We start from the raw sequence: 16,762 nt of genomic DNA on the forward strand, positions 1-16,762 counted from the left end.
GCGCGCGCTTGCCTGCCGACCGGCTCGGCGTCAAGTCCCTGGTGGTCTCGGCTCGCGCGGGTGAGGATGCCGGTGTTCGATCCGATGGGAGCCCCTCCTCATGACCGTTTCCACCCTCGACGCCGACACCGCCGTCGCCTTCTCGCCGCGCGGCCCCCTGTCGAGCGCCGTCCTCGGCGTCCTCACGGGTCGCGGTGACGACGCCGCCACCCTCCCCGACCTCGCCGCCGCAGCCGTCGCCGCGAGCGACGACGCGGTCAGGGACGACGACATCCAGCTCGCCCTGTTCGTCCTCTACGCGTCCTCCTACGGCTCGCTTCCGCAGCTCGATGCGAGTCTCGAGTGGGATGCCGGGGTGGTCACGGCGCGCCGCGTCCTCGAGGACGCCTTCGAGGCCGCACTGCGTGACACCGTGCCGGTGCCCGAGCTTCCCGAACCCACGGTCGACGCCGTGGGTCGTGCCCTGTTCGCCCTCGCCGCCGCGGACACCGGCCCCAGCCTGTCGCGGCACATCGCGAGGAAGGCCACCCGCGAGCAGGCGGAGGAGTCGCTGATCCTGCGATCGGTGTACACCCTGCGGGAGGCCGATCCGCACTCCTGGGCGATTCCGCGGCTGACCGGCCGTCCCAAGGCCGCGCTCGTAGAGATCCAGTCCGACGAGTACGGCGGTGGGCGCCCCCAGCGGGTGCATGCAGAGCTCTATGCGCGGGCCCTGCGCGCCGCGGGACTCGACGACACGTACGGCGCCTATGTCGACGACGCCCCGGCGATCACGCTCGCCTCGCACAACATGATGAGCCTGTTCGGGCTCAACCGCCGGCTCGTCGGCGCGATCGTCGGCCACCTCGCCGCGTACGAGATGACCTCGTCGATCCCCTGCCGGTTCTACGCCGACGGCCTGCACCGGCTGGGGTTCGCCGACGAGGTCGCCGCGTACTTCGAAGAGCATGTGGAGGCCGACGCGGTGCACGAGCAGATCGCCGCCCGTGACCTCGCGGGCAGCCTCGCCGAGGACCGTCCGGAACTGCTGGCGGACATCCTGTTCGGCGCGGCCGCGTGCCTCACGGTCGACGGCTGGGCCGGAGCCCACACCCTGGACGCCTGGACCGAGGGCCGCTCGGCACTGCGGGAGAGGACGACGGCATGAGCGGTCGCGAGGAGCCGGTGACCGTCACGGCGTACCCGGACGGCCCCCTGCTCGTGCGGGGCGAGATCGAGTTGCACGCGAGCGACGGCACGGTGATCGACCCGCGCCGACGCACGGTGGCCCTTTGTCGCTGCGGTCTCTCCGCGCTCAAGCCGTTCTGCGACGGCACGCACAAGGCGGCAGGGTTCCGCACCGAGGACTGAGCGGCGGTCAGCCCTCCGGCCAGTAGTGGCTGTCGGGGACGGATCGCGCGCCGAAGATCGCCTGCCCGACCCGCACGCACGTCGCCCCCTCCTCGACGGCGATCTCGTAGTCGCCGGACATTCCCATCGACAGCGCGCCGTCGCCGATGAGTTCGGGAGTCTCTTCGCGGGCCCTGTCGCGGAGGGTGCGCAGCAGCGCGAAGCACTCGCGCACCCGGGCGTCGTCCGGTGTGAGCAGCGCCAGGGTCATCAGACCGCGGACGCGAAGGGCGCCGTACGTCGGCAGGGCCTTCAGGAAGCCCGGGAGCTCCTCGGGCGGCATCCCGAACTTCGAGTCCTCCGCCGAGGTGTTCACCTGCACGTACACGTCGAGACTGCGCCCCGCGGCCTGCAGACGCCGGTCGAGGGCCTCCGCGACCCGGAGCCGGTCGAGCGCCTGGAACTCGGCGGCGAAGGAGACGACGTCTCTCGCCTTGTTCGTCTGCAGGTGGCCGATGACCACCCAGTCGACGTCCAGGTCAGCCGTCTCCCGGTTCTTGCGCACCGCCTCCTGCACCTTGTTCTCGCCGAGCCGACGCAGGCCGGCGCCGATCGCCACCCGCACGCGATCGGTCGGGACGGTCTTGCTCACCGGGAGCAGATGCACCGCACCGGGTTCGCGTCCCGCCCGCTCGGCGGCGGCGTCGATGCGCGCACGTACCGCCGCGACGTTGGCCTGGAAGTCGGCGACGGTGAACGCCGTCGGGTAGCGGTCAGCACCGTCCTCCGCGGGTTCGAACTTTGACATAGGTCAAAATCTAACATAGCTTCGGGACCACGTCGCGCGCCCGCCGACGCCCCCTCACGAAGGAGCCGCCCATGTCCGCACCCGGCCTGTTCTCCGACACCTCGCTGTCGACTCCGCGCCTGCGCACCGAGGTGCCAGGGCCGCGGAGTCGCGCGCTGCACGAGCGCCGGCAACGCGTTGTCCCCCGCGGGGTCGGCAGCGTGCTCCCCGTCTACATCGAGCACGCCGACGGACCCTGGGTCACCGATGTCGACGGCAACCGCTTCCTCGACCTCGGCAGCGGCATCGGCGTGACGACGATCGGCCACACCAACCTCGCCGCCGTCACCGCCGCGGCGGAGCAGCTCGACCGGGTCACGCACACGCTCTTCACCGTCACCCCCTACGAGGGGTACGTGCGCCTCGCCGAGCTGCTCGCGGAGAAGGTCCCCGGCACCCACGAGACCCGCACGGCCTTCGCGAACTCCGGCGCGGAAGCCGTCGAGAACGCGGTGAAGATCGCCCGACGGCACACCGGGCGTCGCGTCGTCGCTGCCCTGGACCACGCGTTCCACGGGCGCACCAACCTCGCGCTCGCGATGAACCACAAGGCGGCGCCGTACGGGACCGGGTTCGGTCCGTTCGCCCCCGACATCCATCGCGTCCCCAACTCTTACCCCTACCGGGACGGACTCGACGGTACCGAGGCCGCGGCGCGCACGATCGCCCATCTCGAACAGCGCATCGGCGTCCACGACCTCGCCGCCGTCATCGCCGAGCCCATCCAGGGCGAGGGCGGCTTCGTCGTCCCTGCCGCGGGTTACCTGTCAACCCTGCAGGAGTGGTGCACCCGCAACGGGGTCGTGTTCATCGCCGACGAGATCCAGACGGGCCTCGGGCGCACCGGGACATGGTTCGCGAGCACGCACTTCGGCCTCGTTCCGGACCTCGTGCTCACGGCGAAAGGCATCGCCGGCGGGCTGCCCCTGGCGGGAGTGACCGGCCGCGCCGAGATCATGGACGCGCCCGACCCGGGCGGCCTCGGCGGCACGTTCGGCGGAAACCCGGTCTCGATCGCCGCCGCCCTCGCGGTGTTCGACGAGCTCGAGCACGGGACGTTCTTCGCGGACGCCCGTCGGATCGGCGCCCACCTGTCCGCGCGACTCGAGGGGCTGCGCGCCCGCCACGCCGTGATCGGCGACGTCCGCGGGATCGGCGCCATGCAGGCCTTCGAGCTGAGCACACCTGGCACGACACGACCGCTAGCCGGGGCCGCGTCCATGGTCGCGGAGTTCGCCGCCCAGCGCGGGATCCTGCTGCTCACCGCCGGCAGCGACGGCAACGTGATCCGCTTCCTGCCGACCCTCACGACGACGGACGAGCAGCTCGACGGCGCGGTGGACGTGATCGACGAGGCCCTCAGCGCGCTCCGTTGAGCACCGGGAGACGCAGCGCTCCGCCGCTCCAGCGCACCCGGGAGAGGTCGCGCACGATCAGGTCGGGGTGCGCCGACGCAGAGGCTGCGCCCACCCCGACCACGAGCCCTGCACCGGCTGCCCTCGCCGCATGGATCCCCGGCGCCGAGTCCTCGAAGACCACGCAGTCCCCCGGGTCCCGCCCGAGCAGGAGCGCGGCTCGGAGGTAGGGGTCGGGCGCGGGTTTGCCGCGGTCCACGTCTTCGGCGGCGACGAGCAGGGCGGGCGCCGGGATGCCCGCTCCGCGCATCCGCGCGGTCGCGACGGTCCTGTTGCTGCTCGTCGCGACCGCCCACAGGTCACCCGGCAGCGCGACGAGCAGAGCGGCCGCCCCGGGGATCCCCGCCGTCGCCGACGCGACGGCGAGCTCACGCGCGAGGAGGTCGGCCGTCGCCTCGTCCGCCCGCTCCGGCTCGACGAGCGTCGCGACCACCTCACTCGGTCGCATGCCGTGCGGGGCGTCTCGGAGGAAATCGAATCCCGGGGCATACCGACGGGCCCAGGCGCCCCACGCGATCGCCGCCGACGGGACGGAATCGACCAGCACGCCGTCGCAGTCGAACAGTATCCCCGCCGTGCGCACGACCACCTCGGCACCCTGAACCTCGTGTGCTATTTTTGGCATAGGTCAAATCTAACCGAGGAGAGTGCATGTCCGCGTCCCGCACCCCCCGAACGGCCCTCGCCGTCCGCCACGTCCCCTTCGAAGACCTCGGCATCCTCGCTCCCCTGCTGGCGGAGCGCGGCTACGAGACCACCCTCCTCGATGCCGGCATAGACGAGCTCGACGCGGACGCCGTCGCCGGAGCCGACCTTCTCATCGTCCTCGGCGGACCGATCGGGGTGTACGACGACGATCGCTACCCCTTCCTGCGCTCCTCGAAGACCACCGTCGCGGCGCGACTCGACAACGGCGGCGCCACGCTCGGAGTCTGCCTCGGCGCGCAGCTCCTGGCCGAGTCCCTGGGTGCAGAGGTCCGGCCGACCGGGGCGGTCGAGATCGGCTTCGGCCCGCTCGCATTGACCCCCGAGGGCCGGGAGTCCGTCCTGGCCCCTCTCGACGGCGAGCCCGTGCTCCACTGGCATGGGGACGAGTTCACGATCCCCGCCGGCGCGCAGTCCCTGGCGCACACGCCCGGCTTCCCGCATCAGGCCTTCGCGGTGGGCCGCACTCTCGGCCTCCAGTTCCACCTGGAAGCCGACCACCGCGCCATCGAGCGCTGGCTCATCGGCCACGCCCACGAACTGCATCACCACGGCATCGACCCGCGATCGATCCGCGAACAGGCACGCACGCTCGGCCCGCGGCTCGAGACTCTCGCCACCCGCGTCCTCACCGACTGGCTGGATGCGGTCGAGGTCTAGCGCGAACGCCCGGGCAGCGGAAGAGGCCGGACCCCCAGCGAATCCGGCCTCTGCTCCCCTCGACCTCAGGCGGCGCGACGCAGCGGCACCGTCGGGAAGTCGATCGGCACGTCGAGCGCGATGTTCACGTAGTTCGTGAAGAGGTTCAGCGCGACCTGGCCGATGGTCTCGACGATCTGCTCGTCGTTCCAGCCGTGCGCGCGGAGGGCGTCGACGTCGGCCGAGGTCACCTGACCCCGCTCCTCGACGAGCTTGAGCGCGAAGGCCAGCAGTGCCGCCGTGCGGGGGTCGTCGGAGTTGCCGGCCTGAGCCTCGGCGAGCGCCTCGGTCGTGAGGCCCGCCTTCTTGCCGAGCGCCGTGTGCGCGGCAAGGCAGTAGCCGCACGAGTTGCGGTTCGCGACGGCGACGGCGATCTGCTCGCCCAGGGCCGCACCGAGCGTGCCCCCACCGTAAGCGCCGAACGCGCTCCACATGCTGGTGAGCGCGGCGGGCGAGTTCGCGACCGCGCGGAACATGGCGGGGACGGCGCCGAAGGCGGAGCCGATCTGCTCCAGCTGCTCCTTGACGGCGCCGGTGGCGGTCTCACGGTCGACGAGAGGGACGTTGGGCATGGGTTGCTCCTTTGTGTTTCGGGACGGGCCGGATTCGGCTTCCCCTTCAGTCTTGCTCGCCGCACAGTACGATACGCATCATTTGATCTTGCGTTCGTGACATATCGTCCAGAAGAATGGAAGCATGCCGCCGCTTGACCGCCTCACCCCGCTGCTCGACCGCTTCCGGGTGCGCAGCCGCCTGTTCCACACCGGACCCCTGTGCGGGACCACGGTCTTCGCCGCGAGTGCGGGCCACGGTTTCCTCCACGTGCTGCGTCGCGGCGAGATGGAGGTGACGCACCAGCGCCCGGACGGCGGCATCGAGCGCGAGACGATCACCCGCCCCAGCCTGCTGTTCTTCCCCCGCCCCATCGATCACACCTTCCTCAACGCCCCGACCGAGGAGTCCGACTTCGCCTGCGCGACGATCGACTTCGACGGCGGAGCGACGCATCCGCTCGTCCGCACCCTCCCGTCCGTGATCGTCCTTCCGCTCGACGAGGTGTCCACCCTCGGCCCAGCACTCGACCTCCTGTTCGCCGAGGTCGACAACGTGCGCTGCGGGCGCCCCCTCCTGGCCGACCGCATGTTCGAGGTCGTCCTCATCCAGCTCCTGCGCTGGATGCTCGATCACTCCGGTGATCTGGCCCTGCCGCCGGGGCTGCTGCCCGGCCTGGCCGACGAGCGCCTCGCCCCGGCCCTCGTGGCGATGCACGAGGCGCCCGGCGAACCGTGGACGCTCGACTCCCTCGCGCGGACCGCAACGATGTCGCGCAGCGCCTTCGCGGCGCGCTTCAAGGACGTCGTGGGCCGCGCCCCAGGGGACTACCTCACGGAGTGGCGCCTCACGATCGCTCAGGAGCAGCTCCGCGCGGGGATGTCGGTGAGCGCTGTCGCCGCCGACCTCGGCTATGCGAGCGCCTCTGCCTTCTCCCGTGCGTTCACCCAGCGTCTCGGCCGCTCGCCGCGCGCCTGGCTCGGCCTCGCCGCCTGAAGTCAGCCGCCGGCCGACATCACCGCCGCGACCCCCGTCACGATCCGGTCGAGATCGCCGGCCGTGAGCGAAGGGTGCACGGGGAGGGAGAGCACCTCCTGCGCCGCGCGTTCCGTCTCCGGCAGCTCATCGGTCGGAGCGAAGCGCGCCAGCGAGGGCAGCCGATGGTTCGGGATCGGGTAGTAGACGCCGGAACCCACCCCGTGCTCATCGCGGAGAGCGTCGCGTACCCGGTCGCGCTCCCCCGCGGCGATCCGCACCGTGTACTGGTGGTAGACGTGCTCGGCGCCCTCCGCGACCGCGGGCACCGTGAGCCCGTCGATGCCGGCGAGCGCGGCGTCGAGGAACGCGGCGTTCCCCTGTCGCCGCCGGGTCCAGGCGGCGACCCGCCCGAGCTGCACCCGACCGACCGCGGCATGCACCTCGCTCATCCGGTTGTTGTAGCCGACGACCTCGTTCGCGTACTGCGTCTCCATGCCCTGGTTGCGGAGCAGACGGATACGGCGCGCCACCTGCTCGTCCGCACAGGACACCATGCCGCCCTCGATCGCCGTCATGTTCTTCGTCGGATAGAGGCTGAACATGCCGAACGTGCCGATGGTCCCCGCCGGCCTCCCTCGCCACGCAGCGCCGTGGGCCTGCGCAGCATCTTCGTAGATGGCGAGACCGTGGTCGTTGGCGACCTCCTCGATACCGTCCACGAGGAACGGGTGCCCGTACAGATGCACGGGCATGACGCCCTTCGTGCGGGCGGTGACCGCGGCACGGACCCCGGTCGGATCCAGCGTGAAGTGCGTCGGTTCGATGTCGACGAACACCGGCGTCGCTCCGGCCAGCACCACGGAGTTCGCGACCGCCGCGAAGGTGAAGGACGGCACGATCACCTCGTCGCCCGGCCCCACACCGGCGGCGAGCAGCCCCAGGAGCTGCCCGCTCGTCCCGGAATTGACCGCGACGGTGGTGCGCCCCTCCACGAACCGGGTCGCGAACTCGCGCTCGAACGCCGCCACCTCGGGGCCCTGCGCGAGCATCCCGCTGCGGAGCACCCGTTCGACGGCTGCCACCTCGTCGTCGCCGATGAGCGGCGCGGCGGCCGGGATGAAGTCCTTCTGCATGGAGATGCCCTTCGTCGGGAACGGCTCGTCGAGAGCCGGATCGGAGGTGGAGGCAGGAATCGAACCTGCGTACACGGTCTTGCGGACCGCGACCTGGCCACTCGGTCACTCCACCGGGTCAGGTGTCCTCACGCGCCGGGCGGCGAGTACCCCTGCAGGAAGCGGCCGAAGCGCTGCACCGCATCGACCAGGGTCTCCGTCTCGGGCAGGAAGGCGATGCGCACGTGGTCGGTGTCGGCGCCGTTGAAGGCGCGACCGTGCACGAGGAGGATGCGTTCCGCATCGAGGAAGTCGAGGACCAGGCGCTCGTCGTCACGGATGCCGTACACCTCAGGGTCGAGGCGGGGGAAGAGGTAGAGCCCCCCGCCCGCCTCGTGAACGTCGACGCCGGGGATCGCGCGGAGCGCCGCCGTGGCGGCGTCGCGTTGCGCCGTCAGCCGCCCGTCCGCCGAGACGAGCGCATCGAGCGACGTGTCGTGCTCCAGAGCCGCCGTGATCGCATGCTGCGCGGGCACGGACGCGCACATCCGCATCGACGCGAGCAGCCGCAGACCGGAGAGGAACGGATCGTCCGCAGCGAACCCGGTCGTCAGCGCCCAGGCGGCCCGGTACCCGGCGACGCGATGGGTCTTGGACAGTCCGGCGAAGGTGACGCAGGGCACATCGGGGGCGACCTGGGCAGTGGAGACGTGCGTGAATCCGGGGTACACGACCCGGTCGTAGATCTCGTCCGAGAGCAGCAGCAGACCGTGGCGACGGGCCAGCTCCGCCATGCCCTCCAGCGTCTCCCTGGGGTACACGGCGCCGGTCGGGTTGTTCGGATTGATGACGACGACAGCGACGGTCCGGGGGCCGATCGCAGCCGCCATGGCGTCGAGGTCCGGAAGCCACCCTGCCTCCTCCACACAGGGGTAATGCACGGGCTCACCCCCGGCGAGGACGGTCGATGCGGTCCACAGCGGATAGTCGGGACTCGGGATCAGGACTTCGTCGCCCGGTTCCAGCAGTGCCTGCAGCGTGAGGCCCACCAGCTCGGACACGCCGTTGCCGACGGTCACCGCCTCGATCCCGAGGGACGGGAACCCTTCCCGCCGCGCGTAGTGCGCGCGGATCGCCTCCCTCGTCTCCGGCAGCCCCGGGGATTCCGAGTATCCGTGGGCATGCGGGAGCGCCTCGCGGAGAGCTTCCACGATCACCGGCGGCGCCTCGAACCCGAACGGCGCCGGGTTGCCGATGTTCAGGCGCAGGATCCGTTCTCCGCGGGACTCCAGCTCGGCGGCACGCGCGGCGACCGGGCCCCGCAGGTCGTAGAGCACGCCGTCGAGACGCGAGGATCGCCCGACCCGGAACGCGGTCCCGGCATCTCCGGTCGTCATCCGTCCCCCTCGGCCGGTGCCGGGCCGGAGGCGGCGGCCACGTCGTCGGCCAGGCGTCGCAGGTCGGCGTCATCGAGGTCGTGCACGGTCAGCCGCAGATGGCGTCCACTGGCGGATTCGTCCTCCAGCGCGAACTCCGACCCTGGTCGCACGAGCCATCCGCGGTGCGCGAGCCGCGCGGCGACGACCCCCGCATCCTCGCGGACGTCGACCCACACGTTCAACCCGCTCTCCGCAGCGACGTCCAGCCCTCGAGCGGACGCGAGCGCGGCGAAGGACCTGTTGCGCGCGGCGTACCGGGCGCCTGCCTCCGCGACCAGCCGGTGCACTCCCTCGTCGCGCAGCATCGTCGCCGCGAGCTGCTGCATGACATGGCTCACCCACATGGTGCCGGGACTGAGCCGAAGGGCAAGGCGCTCAGCGGTGACCGGATCGGACGCCGTGAGGGCCAACCGCATGTCAGGGCCGAGGAACTTGGAGACCGACCGCACCAGCGCCCAGCGCTCCTGGGCCGGCCCGATGATGGTGGCGTACGGGGTCGGGGAGAGCAGCGAGAAGTGGTCGTCCTCGATCACCAGCACGTGGGGGTGCGGAGCGAGCACCTCGCGGAGCTCCTCGGCGCGGGAGGGAGTGATGCTGGCCCCGGTGGGGTTGTGGGCGCGAGGCGTGCAGACGATCGCGCGCACGCCGCTCTCCAGGGCCTCACGGACGCCCTCCACCGTCATCCCCTCCTCGTCGACCGGTATCGCGACCGGGGTGTAGCCGGCCAACCGCGCGGTCTGGATGCTGGACAGGAAGCACGGATCCTCCAGGCCCACCCGGTCGCCGTGCACGAGCGTCTGGGCGAGCAGGCGCTCCACCGCGTCGACCGCGCCCGCGGTGACCGAGAGCCGGAAGGGACGAGGCTGATCCTCCGCGATCCATCGTGTCGCCCACTCGGCGAGCTCGGCATCGATGACGGATTCGCCGTAGAGGACGGGATGGGGACGCACGGTCGCGAGAGCGGCGACGAGGTCGGGGAGCAAGGCGGCCTGCGGGTTGCCGTTGGCGATGTCGCGGAGTGCCGTTCCGGGCGTGAAGCCCTCATCCGGCGTGGCTGCAGGGCCGAGCACGGTCGTCCCGGTGCGCCCGCCGGTGGTCGCGATGCGGGCGGTGACGAGTGCGCGATAGGCGGCGAGCACGGTGTTGCGATTCACGCCCAGCCTCTCGGCGAGAGTGCGGACCGGCGGCAGACGGTCTCCGGCGACGAGCGTCCCCCGCTCGACGAGGTCGCGCACGCTCTCGGAGATCTCCGCGGCGGTGACACCGCTGATCGCATCGGTCTCGCCGTCTCTGCTCTCCGCCGTGCCCATGACTAGACGGTAGGGGAGATTTTGACCTATGTCAAAATCTCCCCTACCGCTCAGGGACGGTCGTCGACCTCCACGCCGTCCTCGATCTCCTCCGGCTCCAGATCGGTCACGTCGACCTCCGGCGCGTCGCCGTCGCCGTTGTTCGCGGTCGGGGGCTCCCCGTGGAATCCGGTCGTCTCGTCCTGTCGCGGATCGGTCATGCTGCCTCCTCGGTCGATGGGGTTCCATGATCTCCGCACCGTCCGGCGGCGGCGAGCACCTTGACAATGCCGGCTCCTCCCGCTCCCTGCGCACGCAGGCGGAGTCCAGGGAAGGGCGATACCGTGCAGAGGCGACGTCCGCTCCGATGGACCCGCTCTCCGCACGATCACCGCGATCCCCCGACAGAGGACACGATGACCCCCGGCACCCTGCCCCTCGCCGCTTCCGCCCCCGGCTACGACGGCTTCATCGGCTGGGTGCTCAGCCTCATCGAGACCCTTGGCGAGGTCGGTGTCGGTCTCGCGGTGCTCATCGAGACGTTCGTCCCCCCGATCCCGTCCGAGGCGATCCTGCCCGCGGCGGGCTTCCTCGCCTACGACGGCCGGATGAACGCCTGGGGCGCCTGGGCCGCAGCCACCATCGGCGGGCTCGTCGGTGCGTGGCTCTGGTACGCGCTCGGCGCCGCGGTCGGCCGGGACCGCACCCGGCGCATCGTCGGACGCATCCCGCTCCTCGACCACGACGACTTCGACAAGGCGGAGGCGTTCTTCGCGCGCTGGGGCGGCGGCGCGGTGCTGTTCGGCCGCTGCGTGCCTCTCGTGCGCTCCTTCATCTCGATCCCGGCAGGGATCGAGCGCATGGCCCTGTGGAAGTTCACGATGTACACCCTGGTCGGCTCGGCGGTCTGGAACGGCATCTGGATCGGCCTCGGCTTCGCCTTCGGCCCCGCCATCCGGCCGATCCTCGAGCAGTGGAGCGGCGTGATCTCCGACGTGGTTGTCGGCCTGCTCATCCTGCTGCTCCTGGTGTTCATTGCGCTGCGCATCCGCCGCCGCGTGCGGGAGGCCGCGGCACGGCGCGCCGAGGACAACGGGTCCGCCTGAGATACGGCCACCCGATGTCGGCGGGCCGGGGCACGATGGAGGCATGACGGACGGCTACGACCCCGGTTTCCTCGGCATCCCGCTCCCGCTCCCCGTGCCTCCGATGGCGGTGCGCACCCTGCCGGCTCCGCGGTTCACGGTGCTGCTGGACCCGGAGCGGCGGCTCGCCGCGGTGACGGCCGTCACCATCGATGGCGCCCGCCTGCGGGACCTCCCCCGGACAGGTGAGTGGCGCCTCGATCCCCGGGTACCGACGGAGGAGCAGGCGGGGCCCGCCGTGTACGCCCGGAACGACCTCGACCGCGGGCATCTCGTGCGCCGCCGCGATCCGGGCTGGGGCGAGCTCGCCGACGCCCGCGCGGCCATGGAGGCGACCTTCACGTACCCCAACGCCGCCCCGCAGGCCGCCGTGTTCAACCAGTCGAAAGACCTCTGGCTCGGACTGGAGGATCACGTGCTCGCGTATGCGGAGACCACCGCGCAGCGCCTCACGGTGTTCACCGCCCCCGTGCTCGACGACACCGACCCCCCGTACCGCGGCATCCGCGTCCCCCTCCGGTACTGGAAGATCGCGGCCTGGAATGCCGAGGGCCGACTCGCCGCCGCCGCGTTCCTCCTCGATCAGACCGAACTCGTCGACACCCGGGAGGGTGCCCTCGCCGTCGCGTCGCTCGGAGCCTTCCGCACGTTCCAGGTGCCGGTCTCCGAGATCACCGCCCTCACCGGAGTCGACCTCGGCCCGCTGCCCGACGCCGACGTCCTCCCTCGACGCGGGATCCGCGAGACCGGATGGCGCCCGCTTCACACGGCCGACGACATCGTCGTGTGACAGCGGGCGCTCCGCATCACTCGCCGGCGCGCGCGACCTCCAGCGAGGGGTAGTCGATGTAGCCCTCGGCGGTCGAACCGTAGAACAGCTCCGGGCGCGGTTCGTTCAGCTCGGCCCCGGTCCGCCAGCGCTCCACGAGGTCGGGGTTGGCGATGACGGGACGCCCGGCCGCGACCGCGTCCGCCCAGTCCTCGGCCACCAGCTCCTCGGCCGTCGCACGGGTGGTCTCGACGCCGAAGCCGGTGTTGACGATGAGCGGAGCGCCCGCCGCCCGGCGGATGGCTTGGACGAGCTCTCCGGCGGGCTCGGGGTGCAGCACATCGACGAAGGCCAGCCCCAGAGGCGCGAGCCCTTCGGCGAGCGCGGTGTAGGTCGCGAGCACGTCGGCGGCGTCGTCCTCGATGACGCCCTGGATGCCGTGGGCCGGCGAGAGGCGGATCCCGGTGCGGTCGGCACCCACGGCTGCCGCGACCGCCGAGGTCACCTCGACCGCGAAGCGCGCACGGTTCTCCGGCGAGCCGCCGTACTGGTCGTCGCGGACGTTGGACACGGGAGACAGGAACTCGTGGACGAGATAGCCGTTGGCGCCGTGCACCTCGACGCCGTCGAAGCCGGCCGCGATCGCGTTGCGCGCAGCCTGGACGAACTGCTCGACGACCACCGGGATCTCGTCGAGGGTGAGGGCGTGCGCGACGGGCAGGTCGGCCTTGCCCTTGAGGGTGCGCGTCTGCCCTGGTGCCGCCAGGGCGCTCGGCGCGACGACGCGGGGCTCGCCCGAGATGTCCGGGTGCCCGACACGACCGCCGTGCATGAGCTGCATGACAATGGTGCCGCCCTCGGCGCGCACGGCGTCGGCCACACGACGCCATCCGTCGATCTGCGCGGGGGTCACGATTCCCGGCTGCCCGGGGTACGACTTGCCCTCGAGGACGGGCCAGACGCCCTCGGAGATGATGAGCCCCTGTCCCGCGCGCTGACGGTAGTACTCCTCGATGATCGCGGTCGGCACGCCGTCGGCGTCCGCACGCGTGCGGGTGAGCGGCGCCATGACGACGCGGTTGGACAGGTGCAGCGAGCCGAAGTCGGCGGAGTCGTAGAGAGTCACAGAGGGACCAAGGACGCGGCCGGCCGCTGTATTCCCGTGAATCGACCAGGTGTTCCGGTGTATCAACCGCCCAGATCGGCGACGAGGTTCGCGAAGTGGTCGAGGTCGGCGGCCGTCCAGCCGCGCAGGCGCTCGCCGATGCGCCCCTCGTACCGGGAGCGGGCGAGAGCGACGCGCTCCTCGGCCAGCGGGGTCGCCACCAGGACTCGGGCGCGGCGGTCTTCCGGATCCGGGATGCTCTCGACGAGCCCGAGCTGCTCGAGCTGGCGCACCTGTCGGCTCACGGCGGACTTGTCCGTCTGCAGGCGCTCGATGAGGGCTCCCGCCGAGGTCGCCCGTCCGGCGAGGATCGAGGTCAGGACCTGGTACCCGAGCGGCTGGAGGTCCGGATGCACGGTGGCGGCAGCCTCGCGCCACCCGACGCGGATGCGGGCGAACAGACGGCCGAGCTCATGCTCGACGCGGGCGACCGCCTGGTCGAGATCGTCGAGGGGAGCGTCGTCGGCAGGATCGTCGGACGAGGCGCTCATATCGCCAGTGTACGGCGAAGCCCCGCGACCGCAGGCGGTCGCGGGGCTTCGCTCAGACCTCGGCGAGGAGCCGGAACACCTTGGACGCGGCGTCGATCTCGGCGGGCGTGAGCTCGTCGATCACGGCGCGGAGCCGGGTGCCGTACTCTCGCCGGACCTCGGTGAGAGCGGTGCACGCGGCGGGCGTCGCGGTGAGCACCCGGAGCCGGCCGTCGCGCTCGTCCGGCACGGAGGCGATCAGACCCAGGTCCTCCAGCATCCGCACCTGGCGACTGACGACGGACTTGTCCATCTCGAACCGCTCGGCGAGCTCGTGCGCGCTGGCCGAGCCCGCCCGGTCGATGAACGTGAGCAGCTTGTACCCCGCCACCTGCAGCTCCGGGTGGACCCGGGACGCCGATTCCTTCCACAGCGACCGGGTCCGCGCGAAGATGAGGTTGAGATGCGCCTGGAGGTCGCTGAGGGCGGTGTCGACGTCGGGGGTGCCGACCGCCTCGGACGCGATCATGTCAGCGCTCCTGCTTCCGATCGTCGCGCTCGAGCACGCTCACCGACCCGGTGGTGGTCGCCGGTCCGGCCTGCCCGGTGCGGATCGTCCCCGTCGAGAGGTTGGCGCCGACCTCGGCCTCGGAGACCTCGATGACGGACTCCTCGGCCTGCTCGCGCAGCTGCTCCGCGGCGTTCTTGGTGGACAGCGGCTTGTTCTTGATGAACGCGATCGCGATGATCGCGATCACGGCCAGCGGGATGGCGAGGATGAATGCGTCCGCGATGCCGTGCCCGTAGGCGCTCTCGACGATCGTGCGGATCGTGTCGGGCAGCTCGCCCACCTTCGGCACGTCTCCGGAGCCCAGGCGCTCCAGGGCACTGATCTCGTCGGGCGTGGTCGGGACGAAGCCCTTCAGGCCGTCCTTCATGAAGTCGGCCACGCTCGTCGACAGCAGCGATCCCATGACGGTCACGCCGATGGTGCCGGCGATCGTGCGGAAGAAGTTGACGTTCGACGAGGCCGCGCCCAGCTGCTGCGGAGCCGTGTCGTTCTGCACGATGAGAGTCAGGTTCTGCATGACCATGCCGAGGCCGGCGCCGAGGACGAACATGTACACGGCCACCAGGGTGAACGGAGTGTCGTAGCGGAGGGTCGCCATCAGGCTCACGCCGATGGTGGCGAGAATCGAGCCGGTGACCATCCAGCCCTTCCACTTGCCGAACCGGCTGACGAGCTGTCCGATGATGATCGACGCGCCCATCTGACCGATGATCATGGGGATGGTCATCAGGCCCGACTCGGTCGGCGTGGCGCCACGGGCCAGCTGGAAGTACTGCGCGAGGAAGACCGAGGTCGCGAACATCGAGACGCCGATCGCGATCGAGGCGATGACCGACAGCGTGAAGGTGCGGTTGCGGAACAGCGACATCGGGACGATGGGTTCCTTGACGAAGAACTCCACGGCGACGAAGGCGGCGATGGCGACGCCCGCGGTGACGGCGAGCGCGATGCTGGTCCCCGAGTCCCAATCGAACTGGTTGCCGCCCATGGAGACCCAGATCAGAAGGGTCGAGACGCCGACGGCGAGCAGGACGATGCCGAAGTAGTCGATGGACACCTTGGTGCCGCGCTGCGGCTTGGGCAGGTGCAGGGTGAACTGCAGCAGCACCAGGGCGACGATCGCGAACGGGACGCCGACGAAGAAGTTGGCGCGCCAGCCCCAGGCGTCGGTGATGACGCCGCCGAGCAGCGGGCCGCCGATCGTGCCGAGGGCCATGATGCCGCCGACGACGCCCATGTACTTGCCGCGCTCGCGCGGAGAGATGATGAGGGCCACGGCGATCATGACGAGCGACATGAGGCCGCCGACGCCGATGCCCTGCACGACGCGGACCGCGATGAGCATGTTCGTGTCGGTCGAGAAGCCGGCGATGACGGTGCCGACCGTGAAGAGGATGAGCGAGATCTGGATGAGGACCTTGCGGTCGACGAGGTCGGCGAGCTTGCCCCAGATCGGCGTCGAGACGGCGGTGGCGAGGAGGCTCGCGGTGATGACCCAGGTGTACTGCGACTGGGTGCCGCCGAGGTCGGCGATGATGACGGGCATCGAGGTCGAGACGACCGTGCCGGAGAGCACGGCGACGAACATGCCGACGATGAGGCCGGAGATCGCGGTGAAGACCTCGCGGGCCGAGCGCGCGGTCTCGGAAGAGGATGAGGTGTGTGTCACGGGGGAATGCTCCTGCATAGAAAGTTGATCGAGATCAACCATACGCCGATAGTTGCGGTTTCGCAACTATCGGCTCGTACCGCACCCGCGGGATGCGGTCAAGGACATCGCCGCAGTGGAGGGACCGGACGACGCTGACCCCATGACCAGCGCAGCCCCCTCCCGCCTCGACCGGCGTCTGCTGCTGTCAGGCTTCCTGTTCGGCTGCGGGATCGCCGCCTCGATGATCGACCTCTTCGTCTTCCACCTCGTGCTGCACTGGCATCACTTCTACGACCTGTCGACCTCCGACGTCGCCCTCGTCTCCGACGGGTTCTTCCACGCGTTCGGCTGGTTCCTCACGATCTTCGGCGCCTTCCTCCTCGCCGACGTCCGCCGCCGCGGTCCCCTGCGCTGGACGCGATGGACGGGCGCGGTGATCGCCGGGGTCGGGTTCTTCCAGCTCTTCGACGGCGTCGTCGACCACAAGCTCCTCGGGATCCACCAGATCCGCTACGGCGTCGACCTCGTGCTCTACGACACCGTCTGGATCGTGTCGGCCGTCGTGCTGCTCGCTGCCGGAGCCCTCACGGTGTGGCGGACCCGACCGGCCCCGAGGGGGTGACAGC

General features: G+C 70.9%; 19 protein-coding genes and 1 tRNA gene. 8 read left to right on the top strand and 12 right to left on the bottom strand.

Annotated elements, in window-relative coordinates; genetic code table 11:
- Positions 1–100 precede the first annotated feature (100 nt).
- On the top strand, positions 101–1,147 hold the full coding sequence (locus tag KZC57_RS07300) for an iron-containing redox enzyme family protein (RefSeq protein WP_144882247.1): 1,047 nt from the start codon (positions 101–103) through the stop codon (positions 1,145–1,147).
- A complete protein-coding gene (locus KZC57_RS07305; protein ID WP_060922967.1) occupies positions 1,144–1,350 on the top strand; it encodes a CDGSH iron-sulfur domain-containing protein in 207 nt (68 codons plus the stop codon). Before KZC57_RS07300 ends, KZC57_RS07305 begins: the two co-directional genes overlap by 4 nt.
- 7 nt (positions 1,351–1,357) lie before the next feature.
- Here the strand turns inward: KZC57_RS07305 and KZC57_RS07310 are convergent, their stop codons facing one another.
- Positions 1,358–2,137 carry a YggS family pyridoxal phosphate-dependent enzyme gene (locus tag KZC57_RS07310; protein WP_247641373.1) on the bottom strand — a complete coding sequence of 260 codons (780 nt, stop codon included), beginning with the start codon at positions 2,135–2,137 and terminating at the stop codon, positions 1,358–1,360.
- 71 nt (positions 2,138–2,208) lie between these two features.
- On the opposite strand from KZC57_RS07310, the gene gabT reads away from it, so the two are divergent.
- Positions 2,209–3,552 carry a 4-aminobutyrate--2-oxoglutarate transaminase gene (gene gabT, locus KZC57_RS07315; RefSeq protein WP_247641374.1) on the top strand — a complete coding sequence of 448 codons (1,344 nt, stop codon included), beginning with the start codon at positions 2,209–2,211 and terminating at the stop codon, positions 3,550–3,552.
- Here the strand turns inward: gabT and KZC57_RS07320 are convergent.
- Positions 3,536–4,216: an HAD-IA family hydrolase gene (locus tag KZC57_RS07320; protein ID WP_247641375.1), complete on the bottom strand. Its 681-nt coding sequence runs from the start codon at positions 4,214–4,216 to the stop codon at positions 3,536–3,538. The two genes, gabT and KZC57_RS07320, sit on opposite strands and share 17 nt — an antisense overlap.
- 26 nt (positions 4,217–4,242) lie before the next feature.
- On the opposite strand from KZC57_RS07320, the gene KZC57_RS07325 reads away from it, so the two are divergent.
- The gene (locus KZC57_RS07325; protein WP_247641376.1) at positions 4,243–4,956 is read left to right on the top strand and encodes a glutamine amidotransferase; all 714 of its coding nucleotides are present in this window, start codon (positions 4,243–4,245) and stop codon (positions 4,954–4,956) included.
- A gap of 65 nt (positions 4,957–5,021) precedes the next feature.
- On the opposite strand, the gene KZC57_RS07330 is transcribed toward KZC57_RS07325, so the two are convergent.
- Complete coding sequence (locus KZC57_RS07330; protein ID WP_105950379.1) at positions 5,022–5,567, bottom strand: carboxymuconolactone decarboxylase family protein; 546 nt, start codon at positions 5,565–5,567, stop codon at positions 5,022–5,024.
- A gap of 124 nt (positions 5,568–5,691) precedes the next feature.
- Here KZC57_RS07330 and KZC57_RS07335 point away from each other — a divergent pair, with 124 nt between their 5' ends.
- The gene (locus tag KZC57_RS07335; RefSeq protein WP_247641377.1) at positions 5,692–6,543 is read left to right on the top strand and encodes an AraC family transcriptional regulator; all 852 of its coding nucleotides are present in this window, start codon (positions 5,692–5,694) and stop codon (positions 6,541–6,543) included.
- Between the two features lie 2 nt (positions 6,544–6,545).
- On the opposite strand, the gene KZC57_RS07340 is transcribed toward KZC57_RS07335, so the two are convergent.
- The 5 genes from KZC57_RS07340 to KZC57_RS07360 form a co-directional block, all read right to left on the bottom strand.
- Positions 6,546–7,658, bottom strand: a complete 1,113-nt coding sequence (locus KZC57_RS07340; RefSeq protein WP_247641378.1) for a DegT/DnrJ/EryC1/StrS aminotransferase family protein — start codon at positions 7,656–7,658, stop codon at positions 6,546–6,548.
- 44 nt (positions 7,659–7,702) lie between these two features.
- Positions 7,703–7,773, bottom strand: a tRNA-Cys gene (locus tag KZC57_RS07345).
- Between the two features lie 13 nt (positions 7,774–7,786).
- Positions 7,787–9,034 carry an aminotransferase class I/II-fold pyridoxal phosphate-dependent enzyme gene (locus tag KZC57_RS07350; RefSeq protein WP_247641379.1) on the bottom strand — a complete coding sequence of 416 codons (1,248 nt, stop codon included), beginning with the start codon at positions 9,032–9,034 and terminating at the stop codon, positions 7,787–7,789.
- Complete coding sequence (locus KZC57_RS07355; RefSeq protein WP_105950382.1) at positions 9,031–10,386, bottom strand: aminotransferase class I/II-fold pyridoxal phosphate-dependent enzyme; 1,356 nt, start codon at positions 10,384–10,386, stop codon at positions 9,031–9,033. Before KZC57_RS07355 ends, KZC57_RS07350 begins: the two co-directional genes overlap by 4 nt.
- Positions 10,387–10,436: 50 nt before the next feature.
- Positions 10,437–10,586 (bottom strand): hypothetical protein, encoded by a 150-nt coding sequence (locus tag KZC57_RS07360; RefSeq protein ID WP_157547026.1) that lies wholly within the window; start codon positions 10,584–10,586, stop codon positions 10,437–10,439.
- A gap of 195 nt (positions 10,587–10,781) precedes the next feature.
- Between KZC57_RS07360 and KZC57_RS07365 the strand changes: the two genes are divergently transcribed.
- Both KZC57_RS07365 and KZC57_RS07370 read left to right on the top strand, forming a co-directional pair.
- A complete protein-coding gene (locus tag KZC57_RS07365) occupies positions 10,782–11,471 on the top strand; it encodes a DedA family protein (protein ID WP_060922976.1) in 690 nt (229 codons plus the stop codon).
- Between the two features lie 43 nt (positions 11,472–11,514).
- On the top strand, positions 11,515–12,300 hold the full coding sequence (locus KZC57_RS07370) for a DNA/RNA non-specific endonuclease (protein ID WP_247641380.1): 786 nt from the start codon (positions 11,515–11,517) through the stop codon (positions 12,298–12,300).
- A 16-nt stretch (positions 12,301–12,316) separates the two neighbouring features.
- On the opposite strand, the gene KZC57_RS07375 is transcribed toward KZC57_RS07370, so the two are convergent.
- The 4 genes from KZC57_RS07375 to KZC57_RS07390 form a co-directional block, all read right to left on the bottom strand.
- The gene (locus KZC57_RS07375) at positions 12,317–13,405 is read right to left on the bottom strand and encodes an alkene reductase (protein WP_308194412.1); all 1,089 of its coding nucleotides are present in this window, start codon (positions 13,403–13,405) and stop codon (positions 12,317–12,319) included.
- Between the two features lie 62 nt (positions 13,406–13,467).
- Complete coding sequence (locus KZC57_RS07380) at positions 13,468–13,935, bottom strand: MarR family winged helix-turn-helix transcriptional regulator (RefSeq protein ID WP_102208798.1); 468 nt, start codon at positions 13,933–13,935, stop codon at positions 13,468–13,470.
- A gap of 52 nt (positions 13,936–13,987) precedes the next feature.
- Positions 13,988–14,443 (bottom strand): MarR family winged helix-turn-helix transcriptional regulator, encoded by a 456-nt coding sequence (locus KZC57_RS07385; protein WP_025102534.1) that lies wholly within the window; start codon positions 14,441–14,443, stop codon positions 13,988–13,990.
- A 1-nt stretch (position 14,444) separates the two neighbouring features.
- The gene (locus tag KZC57_RS07390) at positions 14,445–16,172 is read right to left on the bottom strand and encodes an MDR family MFS transporter (RefSeq protein WP_060922712.1); all 1,728 of its coding nucleotides are present in this window, start codon (positions 16,170–16,172) and stop codon (positions 14,445–14,447) included.
- A 124-nt stretch (positions 16,173–16,296) separates the two neighbouring features.
- On the opposite strand from KZC57_RS07390, the gene KZC57_RS07395 reads away from it, so the two are divergent.
- Positions 16,297–16,758, top strand: coding sequence for a DUF2243 domain-containing protein (locus tag KZC57_RS07395; protein ID WP_217584785.1), 462 nt, complete (start codon positions 16,297–16,299; stop codon positions 16,756–16,758).
- Positions 16,759–16,762: the final 4 nt, after the last annotated feature.

This window comes from Microbacterium sp. KSW4-4 (genome assembly GCF_023091185.1).
GTDB classification, from domain to species: Bacteria; Actinomycetota; Actinomycetes; order Actinomycetales; family Microbacteriaceae; genus Microbacterium; species Microbacterium paraoxydans.